The following is a 15,389-nucleotide window of genomic DNA, read 5'->3' on the forward strand; positions in this document are numbered from 1 at the left end:
CAAATATTCGCCTTCCTTTTTATCCAAATAAATCGCCTTTGTACAAAATTTAGGGCAGACTTTGTTCACTGAATCTCCAGGTTTTTTCTGAAGCGAAAGTTGCTATAGGCTCCAACCGCTACACTGGTTAAAGATAAAGCCATTCCACTAGCCATTAATCCATAAGCGACAGGAGCAGCTGGAGTGAAAAGGAACAAAAATCCACTTACTACCCCAAACAGGCAAGAACTAATCATTAAAGACTGAATTGCAACCCGTGCTATAGTTTGCTGCTTTATCGATTTGACTATTTTTGACAATTTTAGTAGGGCGAGCTCTTTTTCAAGCTTAGTAGCTTCAGCTACCTGAAACACTTGTTGAGCGTTTTCCCAGGCTGTATGCAATTTACCTCTTAGATGAATAGGATCCAGGCGAAATTGCTTTTTTAAAAAGCGGTTATTTTTTTTCTGTAAGTACTCAAATAGAGGGCGAAAGTCTTCGATTGTTTTTTCCTCTGCCCCCTGCACTTTTTTTGAAAGCTGGCGGAGCATCCAAATGCTTTCTCCCCAACCTTTCATATAGGAAATAAGGGTGGCAACTGAAAAGACCAAACTGACTGCAAATATAGGAGTCGTCCAGCTGATTGCATGCTTTGTGATAGCTCCCACTCTTTGTAAGCCATGTGCAAATGTGGCCGTACACTCTCCAATAATGCCAAAATCTGCCGCCATCAGAAGGAAAGCTTCAATCTTTTCATCCATTGTCCCTTTTATACATTTAATCAAGTGTAAAGCAATATCATAAATGGCTAAAGGTATCCCCATAATAGGAAGCAATTTAAGCACACTCAGCGTGTGATAAACGAACTTAGATTCTAAAATAAAGTGCGATATCGCTTGGCTTACATTTTTTATGATATTTCCTAATGCACTGGTTACACCGTCTAGTTTAGCCACAGCTGAAAAAATAACCCTTGCCGCTTCCACCCCAAGCTCTAACGATTGAAGTTTGCGGGGAATTTGGGAATCATGCGCTCGCTGAAAAAAACCCCCTATTTTTATAAAAGAAAGTTTCGAAAAAGCAAGAATCTTGTGTTTTAAATCTATACGAGCATTTTGGGAGTTCTTCGATTCCTCCCTCGCCGAATAAAAAGAACCTCTGTCATAAGCTCGGTTATAACCGTTATGAGTTTCAAAAAAGAGAGCAGAAGAAATGGAGCTGGATTTAATACACATAGTTAAAATAAAACAAATTAACCAACTATTCTATTTTAACTATGTTTTTCAGTCAATAAATCTAAATTTAGTGATTTAAACTATTTTAATAGGAGAAGGGTTTCTTTCCTCGAAACCTTTTTGATGCCAATAAGGATAAATAGGCGTTCGCTCGCTCGCCAGATCTAGTTTTTTAACTTGCTCTGGAGTTAAATTCCAACCTACGGCCCCTAAATTATCTTTTAGCTGCTGCTCATCGCGAGCTCCCACAATAATGCTAGCTACGGTAGGACGCTGTAACAGCCAATTTAATGCGACTTGAGGGATTGATTTACCTGTTTCTTTAGCTATTTCCTCGAGGGCATCCACCACTTTATATAAGAATTCCTCTTCCACCGGCGGACCTAGATCACTCGTAGCAGACAAACGACTTATCCCTGGCAATGGCTGACCGCGACGAATTTTTCCCGTCAATCGTCCCCAACCTAAGGGGCTCCAAACAGTTAAACCTACTTTTTGATCCAAATTTAAAGGCATGAGTTCCCATTCATAGTCACGTCCAATGAGGGAATAATACCCTTGATAGGCCACATAGCGCGCCCAGCCATATTTTTCTGAGGTAGCTAAAGATTTCATGAGATGCCACCCAGAGAAATTGGAACAGCCTATATAGCGAATTTTTCCACTTTTAATGAGGGTGTCTAAAGCGCTCAACGTTTCTTCAACAGGAGTCATGGCATCAAAACCATGCATTTGATAAAGATCAATATAATCCGTGCCGAGACGTTTGAGGCTTCCTTCACACGCCTTGATTAAATGATAGCGAGAAGAACCTACATCGTTAGGATCTGAGCCAAATCGGAATGTCGCTTTAGTAGAAATCAAAACCTTTTCTCGCCGCCCTTTAATTGCTTGCCCCAAAACTTCTTCTGCTAATCCATTCGAATAGATATCTGCGCTATCAAACATGTTTAATCCACTTTCTAAGCAAATATCTATCAGGCGAGAAGCTTCTTTAGCATCTGTGTTTCCCCATGCTTTAAAAAATGCGTTTCCCCCTCCAAAAGTAGCGGTCCCAAAACTTAAGACAGGCACTTTAAAACCAGAGTATCCTAACTGCCTATATTCCATGTGAGATTCTCCTAACGTCTTCTAAGTTGAAATCCTAGTCCCCCCAAAAAAATCAAAATACAAATTATCCCAAAAACTTTCATCCCTTTTATTAAAAATGAAGACTTCTCAAAATATTGCTTCATCCAGAAAGCCCAGCTTATGGAGAGATCCTCCCCTGCTTTTAGAGAAACATACTTTTTTAAGCTCCCTTCTTTATCTGTCAAATACACTTGCCCGATCACTTGCCCTTTTTGAATGGGAGGCGGCAAATTTAACCATTCAAGCGAGCATTGTAATTCCGGCTCTTCTGCAGCGTAATACGTTATTTTGACATCTTCCTCTAAATAAGCTTTTAGCGGTTTGGAAGCCCAGGGTAGGTTTTGAGAAAATTTTTGAACTCCTTGTTTTAAAAGCAGACGTTCTACTTTTGGCTGCTGAAAGGCTGTTTCAAATAATTTAATCGCATCCTTGAAAAGTTGATCCCTTTCTTTGGTTTTTAATAGAACAGCAATTAAAGTACGCTCTTTATCTTTAGCTACCGCGACTAAGTTATGGCCTGCTAAAGTGGTATAGCCTGTTTTTGCCCCAAGTGTTTTGGCATAGTAAAATTTCCCCTGCTTTAAAAGAGGATGATTTTGAACTAAAACGGAGGGCTCCTGCTTATTTGTTTGAGATCTTGTATGTTTAACTGTCCCAAACATTTTGCAAAATGCAGGAATACCAAGCGCTTCTTTTGCTATAAGAGCCATATCATATGCCGTGGTTTTATGCTCGGGGTGATGCAAACCATGGGGGTTTTGAAAAGTTGTGTGTTTACATCCAATTTGTTTGGTATACGCATTGAGATGAGACACAAAAGCTGGAACTGTTCCTCCTATATATTGCGCGATCACATTAGCAGAATCGTTGGCAGAAACCAGGATGAGGCCATACAGCAAATCTTCTAAGGAGAGTTGCTCGTCTTTTATAATACCCATGTGAGTTCCACCAGGTACGAGCCAATAAGCCGGGAGTGTATAGTTGGATTTTCTTTTGGCTTCTTCCGTGACCCACCCTATGGAATCTTGGTCGGCTGAAATTAAGACGTCTAGCTTATCTGAGAAAAACTTAAGAACATAGGCGGCTGTTGCTATCTTAGTAATACTTGCCGGGAAGTAAGAAGCATAGATATTCTTCTCGTAAAGGATTTTTCCTGACTCGGCATTCATTAAAATGGCGGCTTCTGCTTCTACTGCTACATCCAAAGTTTCTGAAAAAAGGTTAAGGGGGGAAAACAATACAAATAGAAGGGAAATAAAAAAATAAATTTGTGTAAACATCCTTTAAAAGCATTTTGGGTTCTTCTTTTCTCCTAATTTACTTGAAAAGCAAAAAGAATTCCAATTCAAAATGATCTCCTTTCTTTTACAAGTTTCCTAAAAATGCTTTAAGGCCATGATTGGCATTTAAGTTGCTTTTATCTTGGATATCTGCAAAAGCGGAGATAAAAGCATGAAGCAACTAGCCCAATTAGATGAATATTTTAAAAAATACGCCGAAAATCTTCCTTATTGGCTACCGGATGGAATAATCCCCGTGGATCTCTTTTTACTCGCTAAATTTGATCTTTTAGATTCTTTTTTCGAATACAGAAATCCTACAGCTTTAACCCTTTACTTCCACGTAGCGGAATTTCAAGAAAAAATCACCCTTGTTAATGATCATTTTGTGGTTTGGGTTATCCCCCAGAAAGCGGAAAATACCCCGGCGACGACTTTGACCCTGATTGCCCTTAATTACCCGGAATTTATTCAGCTAGAATTGGGATTTCTTTCATCTGGTGTTTATAACACCTCACGACTTGTGTTTAGGCTCCTAGAAAAATTTTTACATGAAATTCAAGAAAACGAAGGATTTTTAAACCGTTTAAAAAAACAAAAAAGCTGACTCCTATTTTTTACTCCTTAATTGAGGTTAAGCAATTAATCGCTTTCTCTATGGTCATCCACTTCCTCCCTAATTTTTAAAATAAATCCCATCCTTCCAAGAATTTGCCCCCTTGGAGGCTGGCAGGCCTCTTTATGGGCCTTTGTTAAAAGGTTATAAGGGCTTCCAAGATCTTTAATAACAACTTGCGTATCTGCTTTTTTTGCGGGCGAGCAAGAAGCGGATGATATTGACTAGAGCCTCTTTGGTAGCTAATCCTACTTGGAGGGCGCCATTAGAATTTACCTCACGTAGCAAGCATTTTCTTTTGTAAGGCGTGGCGTGTTGTAAAATAGGCTTAAGTTAGGGAAAAATTTTTAGCCCTATAATAATCTCTGCTACCAACTATTGCCAATATAGTCTACAACCTTTTGGCTAATAGCTTTGTTTAAAGGTTCCCATGCAGCATCTCGGGCTGAATCCACATCACTCAGCTGGCCGAGGGAAAAAACATTAATGCCTTGAAGATTTAAGTAGTAGTCATGATCAAAGTCCACATTCGTTTCAATGAGAGCCGGGCCTAAAACATACTCCCCTGAACGATTGTCAATTAAAGCAATCTCCACTTTTGCCCATACGCGGGTTTCTGTGGGAATGACGGAGTTCGTCAATTTACCCCGTTTTTTGCGATAGTAGCGAAATCCAATATTTTCATCATGCACCTCGACAATTTTAACGAGAAGGGATAACTCTCCTTGATCTGTCGCATATTGATAACAGCCACTGTTGCATAACTCCCGTACAATAGCCGATGTTAAAGATCCATCCCTATCCCCTTGAACATAAGGGACTGAAATCGTTTTTCCGGAACTGCCCGGTCCTGCAGCTAGACGATAACCGCATCCGGCTAGAAAAAGGAGCAATAAAATCCAGCCTCCTATAAGGCGTCGCAATTTAAAATTCCGCCGTTCCATTTAGCTTCCCTGTAGCTAATTTTACATCCGAGCAAGCCCCTAAAGCAAAAAGCCTTTTGCGGCACCGTTCGGCAATTTGAGTGCCTGGGAACTTAGCAATCGTATTTTGGTAGTAAATAGCGGCAGCTTTCGGATATCCTTTTCTTTCATAGAAAGAGCCTGTTTCAAATAATCCACGTGCATAGATCTCTTTAATTTTTACCACATTTGCTTCTACTTCAAGCAAACGCTCTTCTCCCGGAAAATCTTTTTCAAATTTGCGCTTATTGACTTCCGCAAAAGCCAAAATGTCAGGATTTTGAAGTTCTGCAGAACTTTGGTCCAAATAGACTTGTGAAATCGCCACGTAACTTTCAGGAACAAGCTCGTGCTTGGGAAAACGGCGAATCAACAGTTGAAAGCTCTCTACACTTTCGCGAAATTCTTTAAGCTCCCAAAGATATAGCCCTTTGGAATAAAGGGCTTGGGCCGCAATATCTAGAGAGGGCACAGCGACGATAATTTCATCGTAAATTTGTAAAGCAAGCGACTCACCTGATGCCCATTTTGGGAGTTGTTTAGTACCCAAAAGGTGTCTTCGCGCCCCTTCTCGGAATTTTTCAGCGATTGCGAATTTGTACTCGATTGCTGTTTCAAAATGTTCAGGGCATCCGTGGGCGGATAAATATTCTGTAAAGGCTCGATTAGCAAGCTCAAATTCTTCAAGCTGGAAATTAGCCACTCCCAAAAAGAAGAGAGCTTCTTGAGCCCACGAAGAGGAAGAAAAATTTGATGTGACAATATGAAATTGTTTTGCAGCTTCGTGCCAATTTTCTTGATTATAGGCTTGAACCCCTAAATTGTAATGCACGTGCATAGGCTGCGTAGCGATCTCTTGGGTATGGATAAAACGTCCATTTTTAAAGACATACCCTGCTTCTAAATTAGCAATCCCACCTAGTGTAAGAAAAGCACTCAATAAACATTTAAATATTTTCATCTCAATGACTTCCCTATTAAATAAAACCTAAAGTTTACAGGAGCCAAAGCTTCCTGTCAATCTCCTTGCACATCTTTAATCGCTTCCACCCCTTTAAGCTCTTCCTTTAATTGAGGAGTGAGCGAAATTCCCGAAGATAAATCGAGATACAAAGAGGCAAATCCGCGCGTCCCTATCACGAAATGGAGTTCTACCGGAACATTTCCCGGATGCTCGGAAAATATTTTTTTAATTTTTAAAATTTGACTATGCCTAACTTTCTCCATTTCGAGAGTAATCACACAAGTGCGTTCTTTAGGAGATTTCACAGAGTCGGACGGCTTAAGTGGAGCGACATTTTTTGACATGCTGCCTCCTTTATCTTGGCCAGCAGATGGTGTACTTTTTTGAGGAAACGCTCTCGCTGCCTGAAATTTTGCCCGATCGTAGGCTTTATCGCAAGCTTCTATCATCGCCTCATCAACTTTAGTGAGATCATCTAGCCAACGGCAGGATAGCCGAACAGCTTCTTCTTTTTTTTCAACTTGTAAAACCACATATAAAGGTTGGTTTTCTTTAAGAAGTTCCCCTTTCTGTTCATATAAATCGGGCCAAATGGGCAATTCATAGCTTTCAATCCCATCGCTAATCCGAAGAATGGCAAATTTTTTCTGCGTCTTAGCTGACAAGCGCAATTGCACAGATTCAATGATAACTGCTGATCTAAAAACGGCATCGTGATTTAAGCTATCTATCGCGGCAAAATTGACGCATGATAGGCGTTGCATATACTCTTGATAGCTATCTAAAGGATGCCCAGTCAGAAAAAACCCTAATAATTCTTTCTCTTTTAATAAGATATTTTGCTTTGTAGTGGGATTTTTAACAGGGGGAGCAAAGCTAAATTTTGCTTCTGAAGTCGCTCCCATACGGTCGAAAAATGTCAAAACGCCAGACTGTTCTTCTTTTTTTTCTTTAAGGGCGGTTTCGTACATCGGATCGATACTTAGACGCAAGGCATCCCGAGACCATCCTGTAAAATCAAAACTTCCGGCATCCACCAGGTTTTCGATACTTTTTTTCCCCACTTTTTTCAAATCAATCCGTTTAAAAAATTGGTAAAAATGGGTAAAAGGGCCGCGTCGATTCCGCTCTTGGACAATCGCTTCTACCACGCCCTCTCCCACCCCCTTAATCCCTTTCATGGCAAATCGGATCCCTTGAGGGGTCGCAATAAAAGTGGATTCCGCTTCATTAACATCGGGAGGGAGAATGGCAATCCCCATGGTTTGGGCTTCTCGAATAAACTTGGCAACTTTACTTAAATCATCGCTATCACATGTCATCAAAGAAGCCATCCACTCTCTTGGATGATTGGCTTTCAGATAAGCTGTCACATAGGAAAGATAGCCATACGCCGCCGCATGCGATTTATTAAATCCATAGGCAGCAAACTTTTCCATTTTATCAAAGACTAACATAGAGGTTTCTTCATCGATCTCATTTTCAAGTGCCCCTAATCGAAACTTTTCTCTTTGTTGGGCCATTTGCGCCATGTCCTTTTTTCCCATGGCGCGTCGCAAGACATCCCCTTCTCCCAAAGAGTAGCGGGCCAGTTTACTCGCAATTTGCATCACCTGTTCTTGATAAACCATAATTCCATAGGTTTCAGCCAAAATGTCTTTCATCCATGGGTGGTCATTTTCAATGGCTTCCCGCCCATGCTTGCGGTTAATAAAGGAAGGGATCATATCCATAGGCCCTGGGCGATAAAGGGCACCCACCGCGATGATCTCTTCAAATTTATCTAAATGCAGCTGTCGAGCTAAGTCTTGCATACCGGCAGATTCAAGCTGAAATACGCCTAAAGTTTTACCCTGGTTAAGCAAGTCAAAAGTGCGCGCATCGTCCAACGGCAAATTGACCCAATCAATCCTCTTTCCTGTACTCGCTTGTACTGAAGCTACACACTGTTGAATAGCAGTCAAGGTTTTGAGTCCCAAGAAGTCCACTTTTAGCATCCCCACCATTTCGACAGGTTTCATCGAATATTGGGTTGCCGGCATGTCGGAGTCTTTCGCGTTACAAATAGGAATAATTGAGGAAAGGGGCTCTCCGCTAATGATAATGCCTGCGGCATGGATTCCCGTGCTACGAATAGAGCCCTCCAATTTTTTCCCGATATCAATAATCCGCTTGGCATCTTCATCTGTTTCATACATCGCGCGAAGATCGGGATCTTTCTCTAAGGCTTTTTCGAGAGTGATATTTAAGTCTTCCGGGACAAGTTTGGCAATTTCATTGACTCTTGATAAAGGAATACTTAGCACACGACCCACATCTTTAATCGCCATGCGCGCTTTCATTGTGCCGAAGGTAATAATTTGGGCCACATTGTCCTTGCCATACTTTTCCAAGGTGTATTGAATCACCTCGCCTCTCCTATCCATACAAATGTCTACGTCTATATCAGGATAAGAAAGACGTTCAGGATTAATAAAGCGTTCAAAGAAAAGGTGAAAACGCAAGGGTTCGATATCAGTCACCCCGATCAGGTATAAAACAATCGAGCCTGCTCCAGAACCACGTCCAGGGCCTACAGGGATCTCATTCTTCTTAGCCCAATTAATGAAATCCCAGACAATGAGCAAATAATCGCTCATTTCTTTGGGAACAATAATGCCCATCTCATATTCTAGCCGCTCCCGCACAACTTGCATGGGATCTTTATCGGGAAAAATCTCTTGAATCTTCGCGAGTTTTTCAGCATCGTAACGTTTTTTAATGCCTTCCTCGCAAAGTTCCCATAGGTATTTTTCAACAGCTTGAGCACGCTCTTCTTTGGTGTAAGTTTGCCCTTCTAAAAAAGGGGGCACATACACGGGATAATGTTTCGTTTTGAAGTCGAGTTGAACATCACATTTGTCTGCAATTTCTAGAGTAGAAGCAAGAGCTTGCGGCAGATCTTTAAAAACTTCTTGCATTTGCGTCGGCGATTTAAAATAGCATTCATGCGAAGAATAAACCCTCCGCTTGGGGTTAAGCTGCCGAAATTTAGGATTTCCCATCGCATCTTTTTCTAAGATTTCACATGGTTCTCCCGATTGAACATTTAATAAGATTTCGTGCTCTCGCCAATCTTCCCGATCAATATAGTGGCTATCGTTTGTAGCCACTAATGAAATCTTGAATTCTTGGGAAAGCTCGACTAGAGCTTGAGTCACTTTGGCTTGCTTTTCTATATATTCCTGATAATTCTGCAGCAGCCACGTCTCTTGGTAAAGCCCATCTTTATGGAGATTTTCTTCCGACATCGTGTGCCTTTGAATCTCCAAGTAGTAGTCCTCTCCAAACAAATTCTTATACCATGCCAAGTGTTTTCGAATACTCTCTGGGTTCCCTTGCAAAATTTCATTAGACAAGCGGCTGCTTAAACATCCCGAAAGGCAGATGAGCCCCTCTTTATATTGCTCTAATACTGCGTGATCAATGCGCGGATGGTAATAAAAACCTTCTAAAAAGCCGATAGAAGCAAGCTTACAAAGGTTTTTGTAACCCTGCATATTTTTAGCAAGAAGGGTCAAATGAAAGTCAGAACGGTTTCCGATTTTTTTTCGATCATGGCGAGATTCGGGAGCCACATAGACTTCACATCCAAGAATGGGTTTAACCTGGGCTTCCCGGCATGCTTTATAAAATTCTACAGCTCCGTACATATTTCCATGATCGGTTAAAGCAACCGCGGGCATTTTAAATTGCGCGGCTCTTTCGGCAATCAGATTAATGGAAGCCGATGCATCTAAAATGGAATATTGGGAATGAACATGTAATGCGACCCACATAAGAACCCTTTAAAATTCGATTAATGTCGATAAAAAGAATACCAAACAACCTATTTTGAATGTTAGGATTTATCTCTTCAAATACGTGAACAATTATTTTTAAAAGAAGCCTTCCTTCCTTTATAGTAGACCTAATTGCACGTAACTTAGGTAAGGATAGGAGTACAGATTAAGAAACGTATAGGAAAATCCGATTGCCTATCGCTTAAAGTTGATATTGCTAAAAAACATATAAATTATTTAAAATTAGGCACCTTGAGGCCCCTTTGTTAAGGAAAAAGAAAGCGGGACCGTTAATAAAAAAAATTAACTAACAAAACGACTGCTCTGAATAAAAATGCAGGTGTCTTAATTTTAAAAATAAGGAAGAGAACAATGCAACCTTCTAATTTAGAAAGAATTTCAACTCCACCTTCTTTAAGTCCTGAAAGCAACGCTTCTTCCAACCAAAAAGTTGTGAAGGAAGGTAAGCAATATTCTACCCAACCCCCAACAGTTTTTACAAAAACAAGTAAGGCTTTTAAATCCGTTATAACCGATAAGCAAGAAGCAAAAAATTCAAGTAATAAAGCTCAAAACCTCTCTCGGCCAAGCTTTAAGTTTTCAATGGCTCTAAAACAAAAACTGAAAAGTATAAAAGATAAAATATTTCAATTCTTAAGAAAAATAAATATTTTTAAGTTGTTCAAACGAAAGCGAGCCTTCCTACCAAAACAGGAAAAAGTAAGAGAAACAAACATTTCCACCTCAGGAAAAATAGCCGATCTTCAATTAAGAAAGCTCGTCAGAGTAGAAGTTAAAGCATTTCTAAAGCCGTACCTTATGGAAAAAATTACCGCGGAGACAGAGGACAAAAGGCGTGGCCCACTTGTTCATTCAATCCTTGAAAAAATAAAAGAAAAGCATGGCATCCATCTGGAAAATGAGAGCTCACTGGTTCAAAAATATGCTATCGAGGGGTATTTTGATAGCTGTGCCTCAGACCTTTGCCTAAAATACGCACGTGAGTTTCGCACAGACGTGGCTCAAGCTAGGCAGAATGCGACAGAAGTTTTAATTCAGGCTTTATCCACTGCTCTTAAAATTGATTTCCCTGGATTGCATATTGAAGATAAAGAGATGAGGGAAAAAGCTACCACGGCTATCACTCAAGCCTGGAATAAGCAGGCCGGTGCATCCGTTTCTTTTACCAAAAAGGTAAGCGTTGAATAGAGCTTAAACCGCCCTTTTCAAACCAACTTTGCTTTTACCTTCATCAACCGGGGGTTTTTGGTGGCATTCCAGAGTGGGAGTAAGGCCACCATTGAAATCCCCCCACAGACAATCATCGAGATGAAATAGCCTTCCCACCCGGTGTAATCGGTTATTTTTCCCAAAGGAGCCCCTGCGCATGCCGCCCCCATATAGGCGCAAAACCCTACGAATCCAGTGGACGTAGCGGCTGCTTGTTTATGGGAAAGCTCTGCTGCGGCTACCCCTATCAACATTTGCGGTCCAAAAATTGTAAATCCTAGCATAAAGATAGAAATAGCATCTAAAACCACGTAATCTTCCGGTACGAGCCAAAAAATCAACACAGACAACATCATCCCTGCAGCAAACAGAACATTTACAGGTCCTCGCCTAGCTCCAAACAAACGATCAGAACTCCAGCCTGCACATAAGCTTCCCACAAACCCGCCCACCTCAAACAAGGAGATACAGGCATTTGCTCCCATACGGCTATAACCTTTTTCATCTAAAAGATATAAAACAGTCCAATCATTTACCCCGGTGCGAACTATATAAACAAAGAAATAGGCTAGACCAAGCATCCACATATATCCATTTTTTAAAACGTGCTCGACTAATATTTCTTTCGTGGAAAGCTTTTGCAGGCCTTCATTAGCCCCAAAACCTGAATAATCTTTCCGAAAATCTTCAATCGAAGGAAGGCCTAAAGATTGCGGCGTATCACGCAAGCGGTTAATTAAGAAGAGCCCCCCCAAAATGCAGAGAAAGCCGGGAATATACATTGCATATCTCCAGCCTAAGAAATACAAACAAGCTCCCACAATCCAGGGAATCAAAAGCGTTCCTACATTATGGGAAACACTACAAGTAGACCACCAAGCCCCTCTCTCAGAGTGAGAATACCAATGTGTTAAAAATCGCGCACAAGGAGGCCATCCAAATCCTTGAAACCACCCATTTAATCCCCAGAAAACGCAGAAAAGAAAAATAGAAGATGAAAGTCCAAATAAAATATTCGCCACTCCCGTCATCATCAGACCAATGGCCATAAAATACCTGGGATTCGAGCGATCGGATAGTATTCCACTTGCAAATTTGCTTAGGCCGTACGTGATAGAAAAAATACTGCCCAATATCCCTAATTGGGTTTTATCGTAATGTAACTCTTGAGCCAAATCGGGCATGGCGAACGTAAAACTTTTTCTTGTAAAATAATAGAAGGCGTACCCTACAAACATCGAATACAAAATCCTGATTCTCCAATAATTGTATGTGCACTCAATTTCTTGAGAATCCTGAATAGGCTTGATATAAGGCGCTGGTTTTAGCAAATTAAAAATAGAGGCCACGCGCATCTCCTTTTCTACTCCTTGATCGATGAGCTTTTACCCACCTTTTCCTATTTTTTATCGCTTAAAGCGAGAAGAAAAAACATAACATACTAATTTAAATTTTTTGAAGTTTGAAATTCCTCTGCAAGGGAGGTTTCAAAAATAAACCTATTGCTTAAACCAACCGACTAAGCGTCACGTTTTTAAACCGCTTGTTCATTTTTATTCAAGGCTTTCTCACATTTTTTGCCCGAATTCTCCTCAAACAGCTACTCTTCTCTTGACGGTTGCAAGTAGATATGCTAGAAAGTCAGCGATGGAAAAAAGACGGAATAAAAATGTCTGACTGTTATGGCAAACCAAAACTCTAGATGATTAAGCTCACCGTACAGCGTAAAAACAACCAAATTGAGGAATTTGTTTTTGAGAAATCCTCTATTAAAATAGGAGAGGGGGGAGAAGAAATCGATCTTTCTCTCTCTGAAGAATCCCTACACCCCTGCCATGTGGAAATTTACGAACATGACGGCTTCTTTTATATCTTTAACCGTGCAAATGACCCTTTTGTAGCTTTAAACGAGCTGCCCTTCAGAAAAAAAAGCCTTTGCGGAAAGGATGTACTAATGGTAGGAAAAACACGCATAGAAATTGAAGCGCACCCTGCAAAGAAAAATGAAGAAGTTTTGTCGCCAACAGGTCCTTTAATCTCTCAGTCAGAGTCAAAGCACGCACATAGCGAGGGCCACGGGACAGCCAACTTACAAAAATCTGAAATTCTCCCCCCACCTCCCACACTGGAGGAGGCAAACCAACAGGAGTTTTCTCTATACGCCCCTCAGAACCCTTCAAAAAGGGTAAACGAAGATCCTTCTCTAGAAATTGTTCCCCCCCAGCACGTACCAGAAGGCAGTCTCAGTCTTTCCTCTTTGGCACCCAAACCCTGCCTTGCAAAAAACGAAGAACTAAAAGCTCCCCTAAGCATGGCCCAAAAAAGTTGGAGATTTACACTTAGCTTAGGGGCAATGATTTTAGCTTTTATCACTCTTTTGTCAGGCATTGCTTATTTAAAATTTAACAATGAAAGCGATCGGGATGAGATTAAAGCTGCACAAGCGGTTGCAGATGCTGCAATGGCTCTCAGTTACGCTCAAATGGCTCGCTTAAAACCTCATAAGAGTAATTGGTCTCAGCCAGAATTTTTAAAAACAAGTTTAGCCCCTATCCTTCCGCTAGATACCAAGCCTTTAATTGACGTAGACGCCCAAGGGAAGTTTAAAAATTGCCCTTATTTGCTTCGCATCTATACCAGTGGGGATTTAAGCCATTTTTTAGTGATTGCTCAACCTGCTCCAAGCACTTTGCAATGGTTGCTTCCTCGCAGTGCAATCGTTTTAGATTCAGCTTCTATGGAAATGAGAAAAACAGCAGATTTGAAAAATTTAAATCGACTATTGGTGAATATCAATTCTTTAGATGAACTAAACTCTAATGAAATTTTTAATATTGCCAAAGAAGGCAAACTCATCCGTTTATCGTCACTGAAACTGAGCAAAAGAGTTCGAGAATTCACTCCTCCAAAAGCCCTTTCTCTCTTACGGCCAGGCGCTGAAAACTATATTTATAATGCGCCTCGCTATCACCGGTTTGGCGAAAACATTCTTAATAAAGCGATCGCTTTACTTGAAGGTCCAGTAAATGATCAACAAGTCAGTGCGTTGAAACAAGATATCGAGGCGCTTAAAAAACTCCCTAACCTGGTGCTTTATACTACCAAGGGAATCGAGGGGGCTTTACAAGCCGAAAAAGCTTTATCCATTTTTGTGCCTAACACCCCTTTTCTAATTGGCTATTTAAAGCTTAGCTCGCAAGGTAATATTATCCAGAACTCAATGCTAATGAATGAAGAGATCGGCCCTGCCTCTGGGGAAGCCGCCACAGACAAGCCGGTGAACAAGGATATAAAAGTGCAAGGCCCCTTATCCATAGCCGCTGAAAACACCCAAGCTCCCCCCTCTCATTTACATTCAAACCCTGTCTATTTGCAATTAGATAAGCTGTTTAACAATAGGAAAAATGCCCTTCATCCTATCCATACCAAAATGGAGGAGCTCATTTCCAAAGAACGCATAGGGACTACGTCCGATTTTCATCCGCAATTTCAAGAGCTCCTCAAAGAACATGAAAAAATAGCGCTCGAACAAAGGGAAATTTTTAAAGAAGCCTTTTTTAAGCTACAGGAAGAATACTGGATGATTCCTTTAAAAGAGTGGATGGAGTATATCCAGGCAACAGGACTAACTCCTTTAGTAGAAGATATTCTAGTAGACCTTCCAAAAGAAAATTTTTTATCCCCTGGAGCCTTTGAGAATGCTCTGCGAAAAATTCGGGACAGCCACAATTTTGACGAACTCTACTCGCAAGTCAAAGAAATTACGGCTCACTTATCTTTAAATTTTTTCCCCTCGATTCAGCGTCTTATTGAGTACCAAAATACTTACAAAAATGAAGTCATAATCATGATCGATAAATTTTTGCTCTCCTCGGGGGAAAAACTGACTGTGCTATCCTCTTCGACGCAGGAGATCTTAGACGATATTTTTAAACTGATCTGGGTAAATTCTCCCACCGAGCGGGAATTCTATTTGCATGAATTAAACCTTTTAATCCAAGAAACCGAAAGTAAAAAAAATTTAAGCGAACCAGCTTCTTTGCAACAGATCCTAAACTAAAAACCCCATAAAATATCGTCTAGGCAGAGTATTCACCTTTTTTAAGTTTATCTTCTTATCCCTCTATTTAAGACTAGAGGGAAATTAAACCTCCCTCTTGCAGGCTTGCAA

At 40.7% G+C, this 15,389-nt stretch carries 10 protein-coding genes; 3 read left to right on the top strand and 7 right to left on the bottom strand.

The features are described from left to right. Positions 1–65 precede the first annotated feature (65 nt). The 3 genes from PARA125_RS00045 to PARA125_RS00055 form a co-directional block, all read right to left on the bottom strand. A complete protein-coding gene (locus tag PARA125_RS00045) occupies positions 66–965 on the bottom strand; it encodes a hypothetical protein (protein ID WP_213156699.1) in 900 nt (299 codons plus the stop codon). Between the two features lie 324 nt (positions 966–1,289). Then, positions 1,290–2,324 carry an aldo/keto reductase gene (locus tag PARA125_RS00050; RefSeq protein WP_213156700.1) on the bottom strand — a complete coding sequence of 345 codons (1,035 nt, stop codon included), beginning with the start codon at positions 2,322–2,324 and terminating at the stop codon, positions 1,290–1,292. 11 nt (positions 2,325–2,335) lie between these two features. Beyond that, positions 2,336–3,625: a D-alanyl-D-alanine carboxypeptidase family protein gene (locus PARA125_RS00055; protein WP_213156701.1), complete on the bottom strand. Its 1,290-nt coding sequence runs from the start codon at positions 3,623–3,625 to the stop codon at positions 2,336–2,338. Positions 3,626–3,797: 172 nt separating this feature from the next. Here PARA125_RS00055 and PARA125_RS00060 point away from each other — a divergent pair, with 172 nt between their 5' ends. Next, on the top strand, positions 3,798–4,232 hold the full coding sequence (locus PARA125_RS00060) for a hypothetical protein (RefSeq protein ID WP_213156702.1): 435 nt from the start codon (positions 3,798–3,800) through the stop codon (positions 4,230–4,232). Positions 4,233–4,609: 377 nt separating this feature from the next. Here the strand turns inward: PARA125_RS00060 and PARA125_RS00065 are convergent, their stop codons facing one another. Genes PARA125_RS00065 through dnaE form a run of 3 tightly spaced genes read right to left on the bottom strand, consistent with a single transcriptional unit; the run spans position 4,610 to position 9,985 of the window. Then, the gene (locus PARA125_RS00065) at positions 4,610–5,185 is read right to left on the bottom strand and encodes a hypothetical protein (RefSeq protein WP_213156703.1); all 576 of its coding nucleotides are present in this window, start codon (positions 5,183–5,185) and stop codon (positions 4,610–4,612) included. Further along, complete coding sequence (locus PARA125_RS00070) at positions 5,166–6,164, bottom strand: tetratricopeptide repeat protein (protein WP_213156704.1); 999 nt, start codon at positions 6,162–6,164, stop codon at positions 5,166–5,168. Before PARA125_RS00070 ends, PARA125_RS00065 begins: the two co-directional genes overlap by 20 nt. 56 nt (positions 6,165–6,220) lie before the next feature. Beyond that, on the bottom strand, positions 6,221–9,985 hold the full coding sequence (gene dnaE, locus PARA125_RS00075; RefSeq protein WP_213156705.1) for a DNA polymerase III subunit alpha: 3,765 nt from the start codon (positions 9,983–9,985) through the stop codon (positions 6,221–6,223). Positions 9,986–10,360: 375 nt separating this feature from the next. Between dnaE and PARA125_RS00080 the strand changes: the two genes are divergently transcribed. Further along, entirely contained in the window at positions 10,361–11,197 is an 837-nt protein-coding gene (locus PARA125_RS00080) for a hypothetical protein (RefSeq protein WP_213156706.1), read from the top strand. Positions 11,198–11,214: 17 nt separating this feature from the next. Here PARA125_RS00080 and pgtP read toward each other — a convergent pair whose 3' ends face one another. Then, on the bottom strand, positions 11,215–12,567 hold the full coding sequence (gene pgtP, locus PARA125_RS00085; protein WP_213156707.1) for a phosphoglycerate transporter protein PgtP: 1,353 nt from the start codon (positions 12,565–12,567) through the stop codon (positions 11,215–11,217). A gap of 353 nt (positions 12,568–12,920) precedes the next feature. Between pgtP and PARA125_RS00090 the strand changes: the two genes are divergently transcribed. Continuing rightward, complete coding sequence (locus tag PARA125_RS00090) at positions 12,921–15,278, top strand: FHA domain-containing protein (protein WP_213156708.1); 2,358 nt, start codon at positions 12,921–12,923, stop codon at positions 15,276–15,278. The last annotated feature ends 111 nt before the right edge of the window (positions 15,279–15,389 follow it).

Origin of the sequence: Parachlamydia sp. AcF125 (assembly GCF_018342475.1) — a bacterium.
Lineage (GTDB): Bacteria > Chlamydiota > Chlamydiia > Chlamydiales > Parachlamydiaceae > Parachlamydia.

Excerpts from the sequence above, each read along its gene's own strand:
- PARA125_RS00050 (WP_213156700.1), bottom strand. The coding sequence starts at position 2,324 with ATGGAATATAGGCAGTTAGGATACTCTGGTTTTAAAGTGCCTGTCTTA.
- PARA125_RS00055 (WP_213156701.1), bottom strand. The coding sequence starts at position 3,625 with ATGTTTACACAAATTTATTTTTTTATTTCCCTTCTATTTGTATTGTTT.
- PARA125_RS00060 (WP_213156702.1), top strand. The coding sequence starts at position 3,798 with ATGAAGCAACTAGCCCAATTAGATGAATATTTTAAAAAATACGCCGAA.
- PARA125_RS00065 (WP_213156703.1), bottom strand. The coding sequence starts at position 5,185 with ATGGAACGGCGGAATTTTAAATTGCGACGCCTTATAGGAGGCTGGATT.
- PARA125_RS00070 (WP_213156704.1), bottom strand. The coding sequence starts at position 6,164 with ATGAAAATATTTAAATGTTTATTGAGTGCTTTTCTTACACTAGGTGGG.
- dnaE (WP_213156705.1), bottom strand. The coding sequence starts at position 9,985 with ATGTGGGTCGCATTACATGTTCATTCCCAATATTCCATTTTAGATGCA.
- PARA125_RS00080 (WP_213156706.1), top strand. The coding sequence starts at position 10,361 with ATGCAACCTTCTAATTTAGAAAGAATTTCAACTCCACCTTCTTTAAGT.
- PARA125_RS00090 (WP_213156708.1), top strand. The coding sequence starts at position 12,921 with ATGATTAAGCTCACCGTACAGCGTAAAAACAACCAAATTGAGGAATTT.